The 16,587-nt window shown below is 63.6% G+C and carries 12 protein-coding genes; all 12 read right to left on the minus strand.

Going from position 1 to position 16,587, the window contains the following annotated elements; genetic code table 11:
- Positions 1-28 precede the first annotated feature (28 nt).
- Complete coding sequence (locus IF803_RS34860) at positions 29-451, minus strand: hypothetical protein (RefSeq protein WP_225159946.1); 423 nt, start codon at positions 449-451, stop codon at positions 29-31.
- Positions 444-2,060 (minus strand): phosphoenolpyruvate--protein phosphotransferase, encoded by a 1,617-nt coding sequence (ptsP, locus tag IF803_RS34865; RefSeq protein ID WP_461195349.1) that lies wholly within the window; start codon positions 2,058-2,060, stop codon positions 444-446. Before ptsP ends, IF803_RS34860 begins: the two co-directional genes overlap by 8 nt.
- A 1-nt stretch (position 2,061) precedes the next feature.
- Entirely contained in the window at positions 2,062-2,364 is a 303-nt protein-coding gene (locus tag IF803_RS34870) for an HPr family phosphocarrier protein (RefSeq protein WP_461195337.1), read from the minus strand.
- Positions 2,365-2,395: 31 nt separating this feature from the next.
- Positions 2,396-2,788, minus strand: a complete 393-nt coding sequence (dhaM, locus tag IF803_RS34875; RefSeq protein WP_304495859.1) for a dihydroxyacetone kinase phosphoryl donor subunit DhaM — start codon at positions 2,786-2,788, stop codon at positions 2,396-2,398.
- Positions 2,785-3,408 (minus strand): dihydroxyacetone kinase subunit DhaL, encoded by a 624-nt coding sequence (gene dhaL / locus IF803_RS34880; RefSeq protein WP_461195339.1) that lies wholly within the window; start codon positions 3,406-3,408, stop codon positions 2,785-2,787. Before dhaL ends, dhaM begins: the two co-directional genes overlap by 4 nt.
- A 21-nt stretch (positions 3,409-3,429) precedes the next feature.
- A complete protein-coding gene (locus IF803_RS34885) occupies positions 3,430-4,455 on the minus strand; it encodes an ABC transporter ATP-binding protein (protein WP_028339387.1) in 1,026 nt (341 codons plus the stop codon).
- Positions 4,448-5,545: an ABC transporter ATP-binding protein gene (locus tag IF803_RS34890; protein ID WP_461195341.1), complete on the minus strand. Its 1,098-nt coding sequence runs from the start codon at positions 5,543-5,545 to the stop codon at positions 4,448-4,450. The genes IF803_RS34885 and IF803_RS34890 overlap by 8 nt, the downstream gene beginning before the upstream one ends.
- A 4-nt stretch (positions 5,546-5,549) precedes the next feature.
- Positions 5,550-5,768 carry a hypothetical protein gene (locus IF803_RS34895; RefSeq protein WP_461195343.1) on the minus strand — a complete coding sequence of 73 codons (219 nt, stop codon included), beginning with the start codon at positions 5,766-5,768 and terminating at the stop codon, positions 5,550-5,552.
- Positions 5,765-6,742 carry a carbohydrate ABC transporter permease gene (locus IF803_RS34900; protein ID WP_016843403.1) on the minus strand — a complete coding sequence of 326 codons (978 nt, stop codon included), beginning with the start codon at positions 6,740-6,742 and terminating at the stop codon, positions 5,765-5,767. Before IF803_RS34900 ends, IF803_RS34895 begins: the two co-directional genes overlap by 4 nt.
- Positions 6,739-7,713 carry a carbohydrate ABC transporter permease gene (locus IF803_RS34905; RefSeq protein WP_155258372.1) on the minus strand — a complete coding sequence of 325 codons (975 nt, stop codon included), beginning with the start codon at positions 7,711-7,713 and terminating at the stop codon, positions 6,739-6,741. Before IF803_RS34905 ends, IF803_RS34900 begins: the two co-directional genes overlap by 4 nt.
- Before the next feature lie 71 nt (positions 7,714-7,784).
- Positions 7,785-9,146, minus strand: a complete 1,362-nt coding sequence (locus IF803_RS34910; RefSeq protein WP_461195346.1) for an ABC transporter substrate-binding protein — start codon at positions 9,144-9,146, stop codon at positions 7,785-7,787.
- A gap of 484 nt (positions 9,147-9,630) precedes the next feature.
- Positions 9,631-16,581 carry an immunoglobulin-like domain-containing protein gene (locus tag IF803_RS34915; RefSeq protein WP_461195348.1) on the minus strand — a complete coding sequence of 2,317 codons (6,951 nt, stop codon included), beginning with the start codon at positions 16,579-16,581 and terminating at the stop codon, positions 9,631-9,633.
- Between the last annotated feature and the right edge of the window lie 6 nt (positions 16,582-16,587).

Genomic DNA, 16,587 nt, shown 5'->3' on the forward strand with positions numbered 1-16,587 from the left:
CCCGCCTCGTCCGTTCGGCGTTTCTCGCCTATTTTTCCCGCATGATGCCAATCAGTCGCCGTGTGAACTCCTGGAGCAGCGTGTCGAGCTCGGCATTGCGCTTGGCGCTGCCGAGATCCGGCAGATGCAGCGTTAGCGTCCGCTCGTGCGAGCCTTCGCTCAACCGGCCGACGCGGCGCGGATGTGCGCGCGCATAGGCGCGAAGGAAGGCTGCCTTGGCCTGGGGCGGGAAGTGGCAGACATCGAAGATCGTGTTGAGATGCTGCACCGGGATCGGCACCGGATAGGCCGGGTTGCTGATCTGGCTGACGAAGCTGCGGTTCTTTCCCATGGCATGGGCGAGCCGCAGCCGCATGCCGGACGGGCGGCTCTCAAGCACTTCCTTGAAGATGCGCTTGTAGACCGCAACCGCGCCAGCCTCGGGCGCGTCATCGGCCGCAGTGTCAGCCAACGCTGCCTCCGCTGCTCAGCCGGTCGATGGTGTGCTTGATCTGCGCCAGCGCCGAGGCGTTTACGGACAATTCGCGCAGTCCGCAATTCAGCAATGCGGGCAGGCAGCGCGGATCACCGGCCATGTCGCCGCACAGGCTGACACTGATGCCGGCGCGGCGGCCGTGCTCCGCGGTCCGCGCGATCAGTTCGAGCACTGCGGGATGCAGCGGGTCCATCAAGGGGGCGAGAGCTCCATTGGAACGATCGCAGGCCAGGACATATTGCGCGAGATCGTTCGAGCCGATCGAGAAGAAGGCGGCCTTGAAGCTAGATACCGCGAGGGCCGCCGCCGGGACTTCGACCATGATTCCCAGCTCGGGAAGCATTGCGGCAATGCCGTCCGCCTGCAAGCGCTGCACGATATCGGCGAACAGCTTCCGTCCCGCCTCGAGCTCATCCGCCGAGGTGACCATCGGGAACATGACCTTGAGATTGCCACGCACCGCCGCGCGTGCCAGCGCGCGGAGCTGGACGGCAAAAATCTCAGGCCGGGCGAGGCACAGGCGAAGACCGCGCACCCCGAGGAACGGATTGGCTTCGCCGTCCATCGTGAAGCCCGGCACCGGCTTGTCACCGCCCGCATCGAACGTGCGGATGGTGACGGGCCGCTGGCCGGCCCAGCGCAACACCGCGTCATAGGCCTGGAATTGGGTCTCCTCGTCTGGCACGCTCCGGCCGGCGAGCAGGAATTCAGTCCGCATCAGGCCAATGCCGTCGGCATATTGCGCGTCGGCATGCTCGAGATCCTCGACGCGCTGGATATTGATGAAGAGCTTGATCCGCTCGCCGCGCCAGGAGGCTGTCGGCCGCCGCAGGATCGCGCGCGCGGATGCCCTGCTCTTGAGATGGCTGTCGCGCCGCTTCTCGAAAGTGCGGACCTGTTCGGCATTGGGATCGAGCTCCAGCGTCGCGCCTTCGCCGTCGAGCAGCGCCGTGGCGCCGATGTCCGGAATGGAACCGAGCTGCACCACCATCGGGATGCCGCGCGCGCGCGCCAGCATCGCGACATGGCTGGTCGGGCTTCCGCGCAACAGAGCCAGGCCACCGCCGCCGGACCAGTCAATCTCGAGGAATCGCGATGGCGGCAGATCGTCGGCGCAGACCACACCCCCGCTCGGGACCTTCAGCGGCTGCCCCTGGTCGCCACGCAGAATGTGGACCACGCGGTCGCGCAAATCCGCAAGATCGGAGGAACGCGCTTTCAGATAGTCGTCCGGTGCGGAATTGTAGTCGGCGATGTGCGCGTCGAGCGTCGAACGCCATGCGATATCGGCTGGACGTCCCTCGCCGATCGACGCGAAGATCGCCTCGATCAAATCCTCATCCTCCAGCAGCGCAACCTGGAATTCGAGAATCTGCGCAGCTTCGCCGCCGGCGCTGGCGGCAAGATCCGCGATCTGGCCACTCGCGACGTCGATCGCATTGCGCAAGGCCAGCGCCTCCTCGACCAGTGTGCCGGCCACACGCTCACCGGCCGCGCCCGCGTCGACACGGACGAACGGGCCATGGGCAAAGCCGATCGAGGCGGTCCTGCCGCGGTAGGCCAGCCCTGCAGCGCCGCCCTGCATGCTATGATGCTCCATCCGGGAAATCGCTTGCGATCAGATCGACCAACGCTGTGACCGCAGCCTCGGCATCGCTGCCGGAGGCCTTGATCTCGATCGTGCTGCCGTGTGCCGCGCGCATGGCCATGATCTTGGCCACGCTCTTGGCATTGATCCATTCAGGCGCGCCCGCGACCCGCACCGAGATCTGAGCCTGGAATTTCTTGGCGAGCTTGGTCAGCTTGACCGCGGGGCGCGCGTGCATGCCAACCGCGTGCACCAACCGCACATTGCCGGTGAAGATCTGTTCGTCCGCTTTATCAAGCATGCTCGTCATCCATCATCGCTTCGCCGCCGCCTCAGTCGGCAGAGAGTTCCTCGGCCACGGCCCTGACCTCGGCCAACGAGCTGCCGCCCGCAGCTTCGGTCGCCGCCATGACGGCGCCCTCAACGATCGGCGCGTTGCAGACGACAACGAGGTCACGCCGCGCCGGCTCCAACATCTCGACCGCCATTTCGCTGTTCGTCTCGGCGCCGCCGAGGTCGACAAGCACAGCAACGCCTTTCGACGACCAGGCGTCGTTGATGGCGTCGATGATCAGCGGCACGCTGGTGCCGAGACCACCGTCGGGATTGCCGCCACAGAAGGCGACCTTGACCTCGCTGCCGACCATTTGCCGGACCATGTCTGCGGTTCCCTTGGCGATGTCCCGGGAATGCGAGACGATCACGATCCCTACGGTATCGGTCATTGCCGCGCCTCCAGGCCAGCGCACACAGCGTGCAGCAGAACGCAGCTCGATCGCGCCCCGGGATCGACATGGCCGACGCTGCGCGCGCCGAGGAACGACGCCCGGCCCTTGGTGGCTTGCATCGGCACCGTGCGCTCGACCGCTTCAGCCGCGGTGGCGCGCACCCGTGCGATCAGATCGGGTTGGCCGGCGCCCGCTTTCAGCGTCTCCAGCACCGGAACGAGCACGTCGAGCATCGTCTTCTCGCCGGCCTGCGAGCGGCCGCGCGCGCTCACCGCGTCCACTCCGCTGCCGAACACGTCGGCGAGATCATCAGGCAGATGCTTGTCTTGCGACAACGCCTCGCCCGCGGCGAGAAAGAAGCTGCCATAGAGCGGGCCGGAGGCGCCGCCAACCGTCATGACCAGGGTCTTGCCGATCGTCTTGAATGCCTCGTTGAGCGGCTGCGCCGAGATGGCATCGAGCTTGCCGAGCACGGCTTCGAAGCCGCGTTTCATGTTGGTCCCGTGGTCGCCGTCGCCGATCGCCTGGTCCAGACTCGTGAGCTCCGGCGCGCTCGCGATGACCTGCTCGGCGGCCGCCTTGAGCAGCGACTTGAATGTCTCGGGTTGCACAGACATCTATCTGAACCTCTCGCTCCTCTATTGAACCATCGCGCCGATACGTTGCCCCGCACGGTCGAAACACAGCGGCCGCACCAGTTGCAATTCAACCTCCTGGCCGGCCCGCAACGGCTGATGCGGATCCGCCAGCGTCACCAGTGTTTCGCCCTTATAGTCGAGGTGAACGTGATTCTGCTCGCCGAGGTGCTCGACGCGATGCACCCGGCCGATCATCTGCCCGCCGTTGCGCGCGGCGATCTGGAGGTGCTCGGTGCGGATGCCGACCGTCTCGGTTTCCGGCGGTATCGCCACATCGGACAGCAGCCGTGCGGGCAGGAAATTGATCTGGGGCGTCCCGAGCCGCGACGCGACATAGCTGCTGGCTGGATTTTCGTAGATCTCCCTCGGCGTGCCGAGCTGAAGCAGCCGGCCGTCCCTGATCACGCCGATCCTCGATGCCATCGTCATGGCTTCGACCTGATCGTGGGTCACATACAAGATGGTCGCGCCGAGCTCGAGCTGGATCCGCTTCAGCTCGAGGCGAAGCTCGGCGCGAAGCTTTGCATCCAGCGACGACAGCGGCTCGTCCATCAGATAGATCGAGGGATCGCGCACCAGTGCGCGGCCGATCGCGACCCGCTGCATCTCACCTCCCGACAGGCGGGTGGCGCGATTATTCAGCTTGCTGGCGATGTGCAGGAGCTCCGCGGTCTGCTCGACACGCTTGCGGATCAGCGGCTCCGGCACGCGCCGCGCCGGAGAGCGCAGCGGGAACGCGAGGTTGTCATAGACCGACAAATGCGGATACAGCGAATATTGCTGGAACACGAATGCGATGTCCCGTGCACCCGGCGGCTCATGCGTCACGTCGCGCCCCCCGATCATGACCGAACCCGCGTCGGGGCTCTCGAGCCCGGTGATCAGTCGCAGCGTCGTGGTCTTGCCGGCACCGCTCGGCCCGAGCAGGACGAGGAATTCGCCGTCGCTCACCGTCAGCGAAAGGTCGCGCACCGCCTCCACCGCGCCGAAGCGCTTGCTGATATTGCGCAAGCTGACGTCAACCATGGCGCACGCCCTCCTCGCCGGCGGTCCTGATTGCAAGGCCGCTGCCGGCATCGAACAGTGAGAGCCGAACAGAGTTGAATTCGAGGCCGACCGTCTCTCCGATTCGCACCGAGGCGCTCGACGGCAGCCGCGCCGCGAGCCGCCCATACGCCGTGTCGATGGTGACGATCTGCGTCGTACCGAGATATTCCGCGCCGAACACCTCGCCACGAACGGATCCGGCGTCGGTGAATCGAATATGCTCCGGACGAACTCCGAGCGCCAGCGCAGCGCTGGCGCGGTCCTCGCGGATCTCGGGCACCGCAAGCCTGGCGTCGTGGAAATTGATCGCCCGGTCACCAGACCGCAGGCCGCTCTCGAAGCGCAGGAAGTTCATCGGCGGCGAGCCGATGAAGTCCGCGACGAACATGCTGGCGGGCCGGTCGTAAACCTCCTGCGGCGTACCGATCTGTTCCACGCGCCCCTTGTTCATGATCGCGATCTGGTCGGCCATCGACATCGCCTCGAGCTGGTCGTGGGTGACATAGACCGTGGTCGCCTTGATGCGATCGTGCAAATCGCGCAGCTCGCCGCACATCAGATGACGAAACTCGGCGTCGAGCGCGCCCAGCGGCTCGTCCATCAGGAAGGCCTTCGGGCGCCGCACCATGGCGCGCCCGAGCGCGACGCGCTGGCGGTCGCCGCCCGAGAGCTTTGATGTCTTGCTCGACAGCAGATGCTCGATCCGCAGCATCCGCGCGGTCTCCTGCACCCGCTCACGAATCTCGTGCCGCGCCATGCCCTGGCACTTCAGCGGGAAGCCGATATTCTCCCCGACATTCATGTGCGGATAGAGCGCGAACAGCTGGAACACGAACGCAATATCGCGGGCGGCGGCGCGGTGGAACGTGACATCCTCGCCATCGAGCAGGATCCGGCCTTCGGTCGGCAGCTCGAGGCCGGCAATCATGCGCAAGGTGGTGGTCTTGCCGCAGCCGGAGGGGCCGAGCAACGCGAAGAAGGTGCCGTCGTCGATGGTGAAGCTCGACCCTTCCACCGCGGTGAACTGATCGAACGACTTGCGAAGATTTTCGATGCGGATCTGAGCCATGGCCCTATTCCGGAAAGTGGCTGACGACGACGAAGCCGACCGTGCCGGCGAGAATCGTCACGAATGAATAGCTGTACAGATCGATCGAGAAAGGCTGCACCAGCATGAAGATGCCGCCTCCGATCAGGATCATCGCAACGGCCTCCCAACGCCCGCGGCTGAACAAGCGATGCAATGTCCCTTTGGTCCCCTTGGTCCCCTTGGCAACAACAGAACCGCTCATTTGCGCACCGCTCCAAAGGTGATGCCGCGCAGCAGATGCTTGCGGAGCAGCACGGTGAACATGACGATCGGGACGACGAACAGCGTGGTCGCGGCGGCAACCGCCGGCCAGTCCTGCCCGCCCTCACCGATGATGAAAGGGATGAAGGGCGGCATGGTCTGCGCCTCGCCGCTGGTCAGCAGAACCGCGAAGGCGTATTCGTTCCAGGAGAAGATCAGGCAGAAGATCGCGGTGGCCGCAATTCCGGTGACGGCCTGCGGCAGCACCACCTTGCGCAGCGCCTGCAGTCGCGTGTAGCCGTCGACGAGGGCCGCCTCCTCGTACTCGCGCGGGATCTCGTCGATGAACCCCTTGAGCAGCCAGACCGCGAGCGAGACGTTCACGGCGGTATAGAGCAGGATCATTCCGAGCCTGGTGTCGGTCAGGTTGAGCTGCCGGTACATCAGATAGATCGGGATCGCGACCGCGACCGGCGGCATCATCCGCGTCGAGAGAATGAAGAACAGGAGATCGTCGGCCAGCGGAATGCGGAAGCGCGAGAAGGCGTAGGCCGCGAGCGTACCGAGGAAGACGGCGAGGAAGGTCGAACCGAACCCGATGATCAGCGAGTTGACGAAGCGGGGGACGACTTTGGACGGTCCGGCAATGACCATGTCATGCTTGCGGACGAGCTTGTCATACCAGGTTTCCGGCGGCGGCAACTTGGCGATGAAATCAGGTGTCTGGCGGGTGCGCACCGTGAACAGGTTGACATAACCTTCGAGCGTCGGCTCGAAGATCACCTTGGGCGGATAGGCGATGGCATCGCTTTGCGACTTGAAGGCGGTGGCAACGATCCAGACTAGCGGCAGGATCGTGATCAACGCATAGAGGATGACGAGAGCACCAGCAAATGCCTTGGTGCGCGGCGAGGCCTCGACGATCGAGTGCGCGCTGGATCTGGCCAGGACGGATTTGGCGACGGCAGCGGTCATCGTTGCTTCACCTTGTTGAGCGCTTTGACATAGATGTTGGCGGCACCGAACACGGTCACGAACAGGATGATGGCGAGCGCGGAGGAATAGCCGGTGCGCCACTTCTCGAATGCCGCGCGCTTGAGTGTGATCGATACGAGCTCGGTGGTCGACCCCGGCCCTCCCGAGGTCAGCAGGTTGACCATGTCGAACATCTTGAAGTTCTCGATCGCGCGAAACAGTACCGCCAGCATCAGGAACGGCACCGTCATCGGCAGCGTGATCGACCAGAACTGCCGCCAGGCCGAGGCACGATCGACTTCAGCCGCCTCGTAGATATAATCCGGGATCGAGCGCAGCCCGGCGAGACAGATCAGCATCACGTACGGCGCCCACATCCAGGTGTCGACGAGCACGATGGTCCATGGCGCGAGCGCGACCTGCCCTGTCATGCTGAAAGAGCTCGGCGGCACACCGGTGAACAAGCTGATCAGATAGTTGAACGGGCCGATCTGCGGCTGCAGCAGCAGCGTCCAGAAATTGCCGACAACCGCCGGCGACAGCATCATCGGCAGCAGGATGATCGTGGTCCAGAAACTGTGGCCGCGGAATTGACGGTTGATCAGAAGCGCCAGCCCAAAGCCGACCACGACCTGCAAGGCGACCGAGCAGATCACGAATTGCGCGGTGGTCTGGAGCCGGAACCAGACGTCCTCGTCGTTGAGTATGTCGCTGAAATTGTCGAGCCCGACAAACCGCAGCGGCAGATAGGACATGCTGAGGTTGAGGCTGGTGAAGGACAGCCGGATCATCCAGACCAGCGGAAAGATGTTGATCGCGAGCAGCAGCGCAATCGTCGGCGCGACGAACAGCCACGCGATGGTCCGGTCGGACAGACCATGGACGCGGCGCGCGGCGCGGGATTTGGCGGGCTCGCTCACGCCCGGGATCGTAGCATGATCGGGTTGCAGGATCGTCGTCATCTTGTCCATCGGCTGGGCTGGTTCGGCTTCCCCGAGGCTGACCTCGGGGAAGCCAGTTCAGTTGGGACGCGGAGTTCGGGCTATTGCGAGGAGGCGACTTCCTTGCCCTGTTCCTTGAACACCTTGGTCCAGTCCTTGACCAGGAGATCGAGCGCCTGCTGCGCCGTGCCCTTGTCGGCGACGACGTAGTCATGCACCCGCTTCTGCATATCAAGCAGCAGCTGGGCGTAGGACGGCTCGGCCCAGAAGTCCTTGACGATGCCCATCGACTCCAGGAATTGCGGCGCGAACGCTGCGCTCTTCGGGAAGTCCGGCGCGTCGACCACCGCCTTGAGCGCCGAGTAGCCGCCGATCTGCCACCATTTCTGCTGTACGGCGGGCTGCGCGAACCACTTGATATAGGCGAGCGCGTCGTCCTTGCGGTCGGAGGTCGCAACCACCGAGATGCCCTGTCCGCCGAGTTGGGTGAAGTGCCCCTTCGGGCCGGCCGGATTGACGAAGAAACCGATCTTGTCGCCGCCGACATTCGGATCCTTGTAGAGGCCGGGGAAGAAGGCGAACCAGTTCATTTGCATCGCCACCTGGCCTGACTTGAAGGCATCGAGGCCTTCCTGCATGTAGGCGTTGGTCATGCCCGGCGCGGTGCAGCACTTGTAGAGCTCCTTGTAGAACTCGAGCCCCTTGGCCGCCTCGGCGGAATTGACGATGCCCTGCATCTGGTACGGCTTCTTCGGATTGTCGTAGCTGAAGCCGTAATTGTAGAGCACGTTGGTCACGCCCATCGTGATGCCTTCGGAGCCGCGCTCGGTGAAGATGTAGGCGCCATAGACCTTCTTGCCGTCGATCTCGCGGCCCTGGAAGAACTCCGCGATCTGCTTCAACTCGTCATAGGTTTTCGGCGGTGCCAGATCACGACCGTACTTGGCCTTGAAAGCCGACTGAATGTCGGGCCGCGAGAACCAGTCCTTGCGGTAGGTCCAACCCACGGCGTCGGCCATCGCCGGCAGCGCCCAGTAGTTCGCCGTGTTCTTCGGCCACTGCGAGTAGCCGACGACGGTCGCCGGGACGAAGTCGTCCATCGAGATCTTCTCCTTGGCGAAGAAGTCGTTGAGCTTGACGTACCACTTGTTCTCGGCGGCGCCGCCGATCCACTGGCTGTCGCCGATGATCAGGTCGCAGAGCTTGCCGTGGGAGTTGAGCTCGTTGAGGAAGCGATCCGCGTAGCTCGTCCAGGGGACAAACTCGTACTTCATCTCGATGCCGGATTGCTTGGTGAAATCCTTCCCGAGTTCGACCAGCGCGTTGGCCGGATCCCATGCCGCCCAGCACAGCGTGAGCTGCTTACCCTGGGCCGCAGCTTCGCCTCCGCCAAATATCCCCAGCAGCGCCGCCCCGAGAACCGTGGTGGCCGCCGAGCTTCTCAGCCAATTGAATGTTCGCATATCCGTTTCCTCTCTCGTTGAAGCATCCAACCCGCTCGGCGCGCTCTGCCGGAGCGACGCCAAGACCCTGAAACCGAGTTTGAGGAGCGACGAGTGAAGGACGAGACGGACCGTTGCCGGAGACGGCTCCGGCATTGGCTTGGGCTCCTCCTGCACATCGGCGCTCGATGCGCGATGTTTAGTTTTTTGCATTACTAAACGTAGTACTAAAATTTTTCAGCCGTCAAGCCGGTTCTCGCGACCCTGGCGAAAATATTCGCGACGCTCGCACGGGCAAGCGCCGACGTTTGCAATGCAACAAAATGTCCGAGATTTGCAGCGGATGTGGCGGACAACGCTTGCCGATCTGGTCCGACCGACGCAATTCGGCCCGTCCCGATAACAGGACGCCGGAAAGTCAGCCACAGCCGGTATGTTTAGTACGCTACTTTACTGAACGTTCAACAAAACGATTGAGAGCGCAAGCAGCCTCGCCGGCAATGTCTTACAGCAACACGTGCGGATCGAGATACTTGATCAGAGTTCCGCCGGCACCATCTGCTCCGACTTCGAAAGCGCCCGTTGAGTACTGTCCCAGGAGAGCGATATGAGCTGTGTGGGTACCATCGCTTATGCTGAGCATTCCCCCGTCGCCTGCCGCATTTGCCGCATAACTGGCCGTCGTTCCTGCACCGGACAGAATATCGGCCAGGTCGAGTTGATCGTCCGCGTTTAGACCGACGATGGACCCCGTGAAATTGACGGAATGATCGAGCTTCAGGGTTCCGATGGCATCAAAGTCAAACTTTACGTCGGTTGATGCCATGTTGCGCAGTTCGAGCGTTGCGGTGCCACTAATCTGCGCCGCACCCCCGCTGACATCGTGATTGGCAATGATATTGCCGCCGTTGGCCCAGAGCAGACCGGAGTTGGTGACCGCGCTGTCGATCACCAAACCGCCGGGGCCGGTCGCCTCCAGGGTACCGGAATTGATGACCGCGTTCTCTCCGGTATCGATCTCCAGCACATTGGCCCCGGTCGCGACGATCGTACTCTGGTTGATCAGCGTCATCGTGCCCGCGCCGAGCTGACCGGCGCCGGAAATCGTATTGTCGACGTTCGTCAGCGTCACATCGGAAACCGCACCGCTGACGACATTTCCGATGTTGTCGGACAACAGCATTTGACCGCCGCCTTCAAGCGATATGCCGTGCTCGATGAGCCGCAGGTCGGTCTCACTGCCGGTCGAACCCAGCGAAATTGTTCCTGTATTGTGGATGATGCCGGACAACGGCAGGATTGCGCCATCGCTGATGGTCATCGTGACAGAGTTCTCGACCACCGGTGTCTGATCGAATACGAAGTCGTCGGCCGAGAGCGAGCCGGCATCGATGCCGTCCAATGTGATTGTTTGACCATCACCCAGCGTGATCACGGCATTTCCCGCCGCGTTATTCGCCGTATGCGCCTGGATATCGGCGAACGCCGTGAACTCGGCGTAGCCGATCAAGTCAATTTTGTCGTACATCAGATCGAAACTGTAGACGACATCGTGTCCGATCGGCTGCGCGAACACGAGCAGATCGTTTCCGCCCGAGGCGGTGAGATTATCATCGCCGGAGATGGCAAAAATCGGATTGCCCGGTGCGTAAGCTTCGACGTTGTCGAGAACGGTTGCTCTTCCGGTGCTGCCGTCGGCATTTATCCAGGTCTCCGTGACATTGAGCACCAGCGCGCCGGCGTAGGACGACGGCGTTGTTACGGTCAGCGAACCGACGTCATTGGTCACCACCGTCCACGAACCGTCTGAATTGTGTGTTCCTCCGCTGATGGTCCAATCGGATGGAGCCCCCGCTATGGTGAGGGACACCTCGCCGTGGTTTCCGGTGGGATCGGCCAAACCTAGGTTGATGGGTTCTCCCGCGACGCCCGCCGGTGCCTTATGAGTCTGGGAGGACGAATTTCCCACAGCATCGGTTATCGTCACCGTTATGGAGTCGTTTTGAATGGTCGCTCCATTGTCGATACTGTTGAAGGTCCAAGTCGTGCCATTCTTGGTGATCGACTGCCACGTCAAGTCTCGATTTTGCGTGTTGTCGAAAATCCTGAAAGTGGCATTTGGATCGTCGATCCCGGTTACGACGATGCGCTTGTTCGAACCGCCCGACGTTACGTAGGACCAACTCGTGAAAGTCGGTTCCTGGCGGTCGATGGAGACGGTGTCAGATCCCGCGCCGCCGAGATTGCCGGCGGCGTCGGTGTAGCTGCCCGCAGTCACCGACACCGATCCAGTTGCGGCAACGCCATCGGTTGCCGTGAAGGTGGCATGGTAGTGCGTGGTATCGTCCTGGATCAGGCCGCTGATCGTGCCATTGGTCGTCGTAATGTCGGCGGCCGTGAAGCTGGCACCCGGCGCCTCGCTGAAGGTGAAGGTCACGTTCGAGCTCGGCGTGCCATCGCTCAACGACGTGGCGACGATGTCGACCGTAACGGTCGGGTTGAGCCGATCGATGGACACAGTGTCAGACCCGGCGCCGCCGAGATTGCCGGCCGCGTCGGTGTAGCTGCCCGCCGTCACCGACACCGATCCCGGAGCAGAGACGCCGTCGGTTGCGGTGAAGGTCGCATGGTAATGCGTGGTATCGTCCTGGGTCAGGCCGCTGATCGTGCCATTGGTCGTCGCAATGTCGGCGGCCGTGAAGCTGGCACCCGGCGCCTCGCTGAAGGTGAAAGTCACGTTCGAGCTCGGCGTGCCATCGCTCAAGGACGTGGCGACGATGTCGACTGCAACGGTCGGGTTGAGCCGATCGATGGCGACCGTGTCAGACCCGGCACCACCGAGATTGCCGGCGGCGTCGGTGTAGCTGCCCGCCGTCACCGACACCGATCCGGCGGCAGAGACGCCATCGGTTGCCGTGAAGGTGGCATGGTAATGCGTGGTATCGTCCTGAGTCAGGCCGCTGATCGTGCCGTTGGTCGTCGCAATGTCGGCGGCCGTGAAGCTGGCGCCCGGCGCCTCGCTGAAGGTGAAGGTCACGTTCGAGCTCGGCGTGCCGTCGCTCAGCGACGTGGCGACGATGTCGACTGCAACGGTCGGGTTGAGCCGATCGATGGCGACCGTGTCAGACCCGGCACCACCGAGATTGCCGGCGGCGTCGGTGTAGCTGCCCGCCGTCACCGACACCGATCCGGCGGCAGAGACGCCATCGGTTGCCGTGAAGGTGGCATGGTAATGCGTGGTATCGTCCTGAGTCAGGCCGCTGATCGTGCCATTGGTCGTCGTAATGTCGGCGGCCGTGAAGCTGGCACCCGGCGCCTCGCTGAAGGCGAAGATCACGTTCGAGCTCGGCGTGCCGTCGCTCAGCGACGTGGCGACGATGTCGACCGCAACGGTCGGCGGTGTCGTGTCGATAATTTGCGCAGTGGCTGTCCCGGTTCCGACCACCAGATGCTCGAAGTTTCCGCCTTCGGTCCCCGTGATCGTCGCGGTCAAACTCGACGAGTTGGGGGTGCTAACGACCAGTGTGCCCGTGGTCTGGCCGTTGGCGATGGTGATGTCGCCCTGATCGGTATGCACCGTGGTGACGCCTTGCGAGGCGTTCGACAGCGTCGCCGTGAACGTGATGGTTGGATCATGGTCGGTCACGTTCGACGTGGAGAGGTTGACTGCCGCATCGGTGACGGTGTCATTGACATGGGCCGTCGCCGTCGCGGTGCCGACCACCAGATTCTCGAAGTTGCCGCCCTCGGTCCCGGTGATGTTGGCGGTCAGCTGGCTGGCATCGTTGTAGACGTCCTCGCCATTGCCCGAGGCGATCACCAGCGTCCCGGTGGTCTGGCCGTTCGCGATCGTGATGTCGCCCTGGTCGGTATGCACCGTGGTGATGCCCTCCGAGGCGTTCGACAGCGTCGCCGTGAAGGTGTAGTTCGCGACCGCGCCCTCCAGCACCGTCGAGGCACTCAGGTTGACCGTCGCATCGGTGACGGTGTCGTCGACATGGGCCGTCGCCGAGCCGGTCCCCACCACCAGATTCTCGAAGTTGCCGCCCTCGGTCCCGGTGATGTTGGCGATCAGCTGGCTGGCATCGTTGTAGACGTCCTCGCCATTGCCCGAGGCGATCACCAGCGTTCCGGTGGTCTGGCCGTTCGCGATCGTAATGTCGCCCTGGTCGGTGTGCACCGTGGTGACGCCTTCCGAGGCGTTCGACAGCGTCGCCGTGAAGGTGTAGTTCGCAACGGCACCCTCCAGCACCGTCGAGGCGCTGAGGTTCACCGTCGCATCGGTGACGGTGTCGTCGACATGCGCCGTCGCTGCCCCGGTCCCGACCACCAGATTCTCGAAGTTGCCGCCCTCGGTCCCGGTGATGTTGGCGGTCAGCGACGATGCATCCTGATAGACGTCCTCGCCATTGCCCGAGGCGATCACCAGCGTTCCGGTGGTCTGGCCGTTGGCGATCGTAATGTCGCCCTGGTCGGTATGCACCGTGGTGACGCCTTCCGAGGCGTTCGACAGCGTTGCCGTGAAGGTGTAGTTGGCGACCGCGCCCTCCAGCACCGTCGAGGCGGTCAGGTTGACCGTCGCGTCCGTAATGGTGTCGTCGACATGCGCCGTCGCAGATCCGATGCCGACGACGAGGTTCTCGAAGTTGCCACCGTCGGTCCCGGTGATCGTCGCGGTCAGACTCGTGGCGTCATTGTAGACATCCTCGCCATTGCCCGAGGCGATCACCAGCGTTCCGGTGGTCTGGCCGTTCGCGATCGTGATGTCGCCCTGGTCGGTATGCACCGTGGTGACGCCTTCCGAGGCGTTCGAGAGCGTCGCGGTGAAGGTGTAGTTGGCGACCGCGCCCTCCACCACCGTCGAGGCGGTCAGGTTCACCGTCGCGTCGGTGACGGTGTCGTCGACATGCGCCGTTGCCGAGCCGGTGCCGACGACGAGGTTCTCGAAGTTGCCACCTTCGGTCCCGGTGATGTTGGCAGTCAGACTCGTGGCGTCGTTGTAGACGTCCTCGCCGTTGCCCGAGGCGATCACCAGCGTTCCGGTGGTCTGGCCGTTCGCGATCGTGATGTCGCCCTGGTCGGTGTGGACCGTGGTGACGCCTTCCGAGGCGTTCGAGAGCGTCGCGGTGAAGGTGTAGTTCGCGACCGCGCCCTCCACCACCGTCGAGGCGCTGAGGTTGACCGTGGCGTCGGTGATGGTGTCGTTGACCTGGGCGGTCGCTGCCCCGGTGCCGACCACGAGGTGCTCAAAGTTGCCGCCGTCGGTGCCGGTGATGTTGGCGGTCAGCGACGATGCATCCTGATAGACATCCTCACCATTGCCCGAGGCGATCACCAGCGTCCCGGTGGTCTGGCCGTCGGCGATCGTGATGTCGCCCTGATCGGTATGCACCGTGGTGACGCCTTCCGAGGCGTTCGACAGTGTCGCCGTGAACGTGTAGTTCGCGACCGCACCCTCCAGCACCGTCGAGGCGCTGAGGTTGACCGTCGCATCGGTGATGGTGTCGTCGACATGCGCCGCCGCCGTCGCGGTCCCGACCACCAGATTCTCGAAGTTGCCGCCCTCGGTTCCCGTGATGGTCGCGGTCAGACTCGTGGCGTCGTTGTAGACATCTTCGCCATTGCCCGAGGCGATCACCAACGTTCCGGTGGTCTGACCGTTGGCAATACTGATGTCGCCCTGGTCGGTGTGCACCGTGGTGACGCCTTCCGAGGCGTTCGACAGCGTCGCCGTGAAGGTGTAGTTGGCGACGGCGCCCTCGAACACGGTCGAGGCGCTGAGATTGACCGTCGCGTCCGTGATGGTGTCGTCGACATGCGCCGTCGCCGTCGCGGTCCCGACCACCAGGTTCTCGAAGTTGCCGCCCTCGGTCCCGGTGATGTTGGCGATCAGCTGGCTGGCATCGTTGTAGACGTCCTCGCCATTGCCCGAGGCGATCACCAGCGTCCCGGTGGTCTGGCCGTTGGCGATCGTGATGTCGCCCTGGTCGGTATGGACCGTGGTGATGCCTTCCGAGGCGTTCGACAGCGTCGCGGTGAAGGTGTAGTTGGCGACGGCGCCCTCAAACACCGTCGAGGCGGTGAGGTTGACCGTGGCATCGGTGACGGTGTCGTCGACATGCGCCGTCGCAGATCCGGTGCCGACCACCAGGTTCTCGAAGTTGCCGCCCTCGGTTCCGGTGATGTTGGCGGTCAGCTGGCTGGCGTCGTTGTAGACGTCCTCGCCATTGCCCGAGGCGATCACCAGCGTTCCGGTGGTCTGGCCGTTGGCAATAGTGATGTCGCCCTGGTCGGTATGGACCGTGGTGACGCCCTCCGAGGCGTTCGACAGCGTCGCCGTGAAGGTGTAGTTGGCGACCGCGCCCTCCAGCACCGTCGAGGCGGTCAGGCTGACCGTCGCATCGGTGATGGTGTCATTGACCTGCGCCGCCGCAGATCCGGTGCCGACGACGAGGTTCTCGAAGTTGCCACCGTCGGTCCCGGTGATGTTGGCGATCAGCTGGCTGGCGTCGTTGTAGACGTCCTCGCCATTGCCCGAGGCGATCACCAGCGTCCCGGTGGTCTGGCCGTTCGCGATCGTAATGTCGCCCTGGTCGGTGTGCACCGTGGTGACGCCTTCCGATGCGTTCGACAGCGTCGCCGTGAAGGTGTAGTTCGCGACCGCGCCCTCGAACACCGTCGAGGCACTGAGGTTGACCGTCGCATCGGTGACGGTGTCGTCGACATGCGCCGTCGCTGCCCCAGTGCCGACGACGAGGTGCTCGAAATTGCCGCCCTCGGTCCCGGTGATGTTGGCGGTCAGCTGGCTGGCATCGTTGTAGACGTCCTCGCCATTGCCCGAGCCGATCACCAGCGTTCCGGTGGTCTGGCCGTTGGCGATCGTAATGTCGCCCTGGTCGGTATGGACCGTGGTGACGCCCTCCGAGGCGTTCGACAGCGTCGCGGTGAAGGTGTAGTTGGCGACCGCGCCCTCCAGCACCGTCGAGGCGGTCAGGTTCACCGTCGCGTCCGTGATGGTGTCGTCGACATGGGCGGTCGCCGTCGCGGTCCCGACCACCAGGTTCTCGAAGTTGCCGCCCTCGGTTCCCGTGATCGTCGCGGTCAGGGTGCTGGCGTCCTTGTAGACATCCTCGCCGTTGTTGGCATCGAGAGCCAGCGTGCCGACCGTCTGGCCATCGGCAATCGTGATGTTGCCACGATCGGTGTGGATCGTGGTAATACCTTCCGAAGCGTTCGAGAGCGTCGCCGTGAACACGTACTGCGCCGACGCCCCCTCGTCCTGCGTCGAGGCGCTCAGGTTCACCGTCGCGTCGGTCACGGTGTCGTCGACATGGGCGGTCGCAGTGCCGGTGCCGACCACCAGATGCTCGAAGTTGCCGCCCTCAGTCCCGGTGATGTTGGCGATCAGCTGGCTGGCATCGTTGTAGACGTCCTCGCCATTGCCCGAGGCGATCACCAGCGT

The sequence above is a fragment of the Bradyrhizobium sp. UFLA06-06 genome (genome assembly GCF_054820065.1).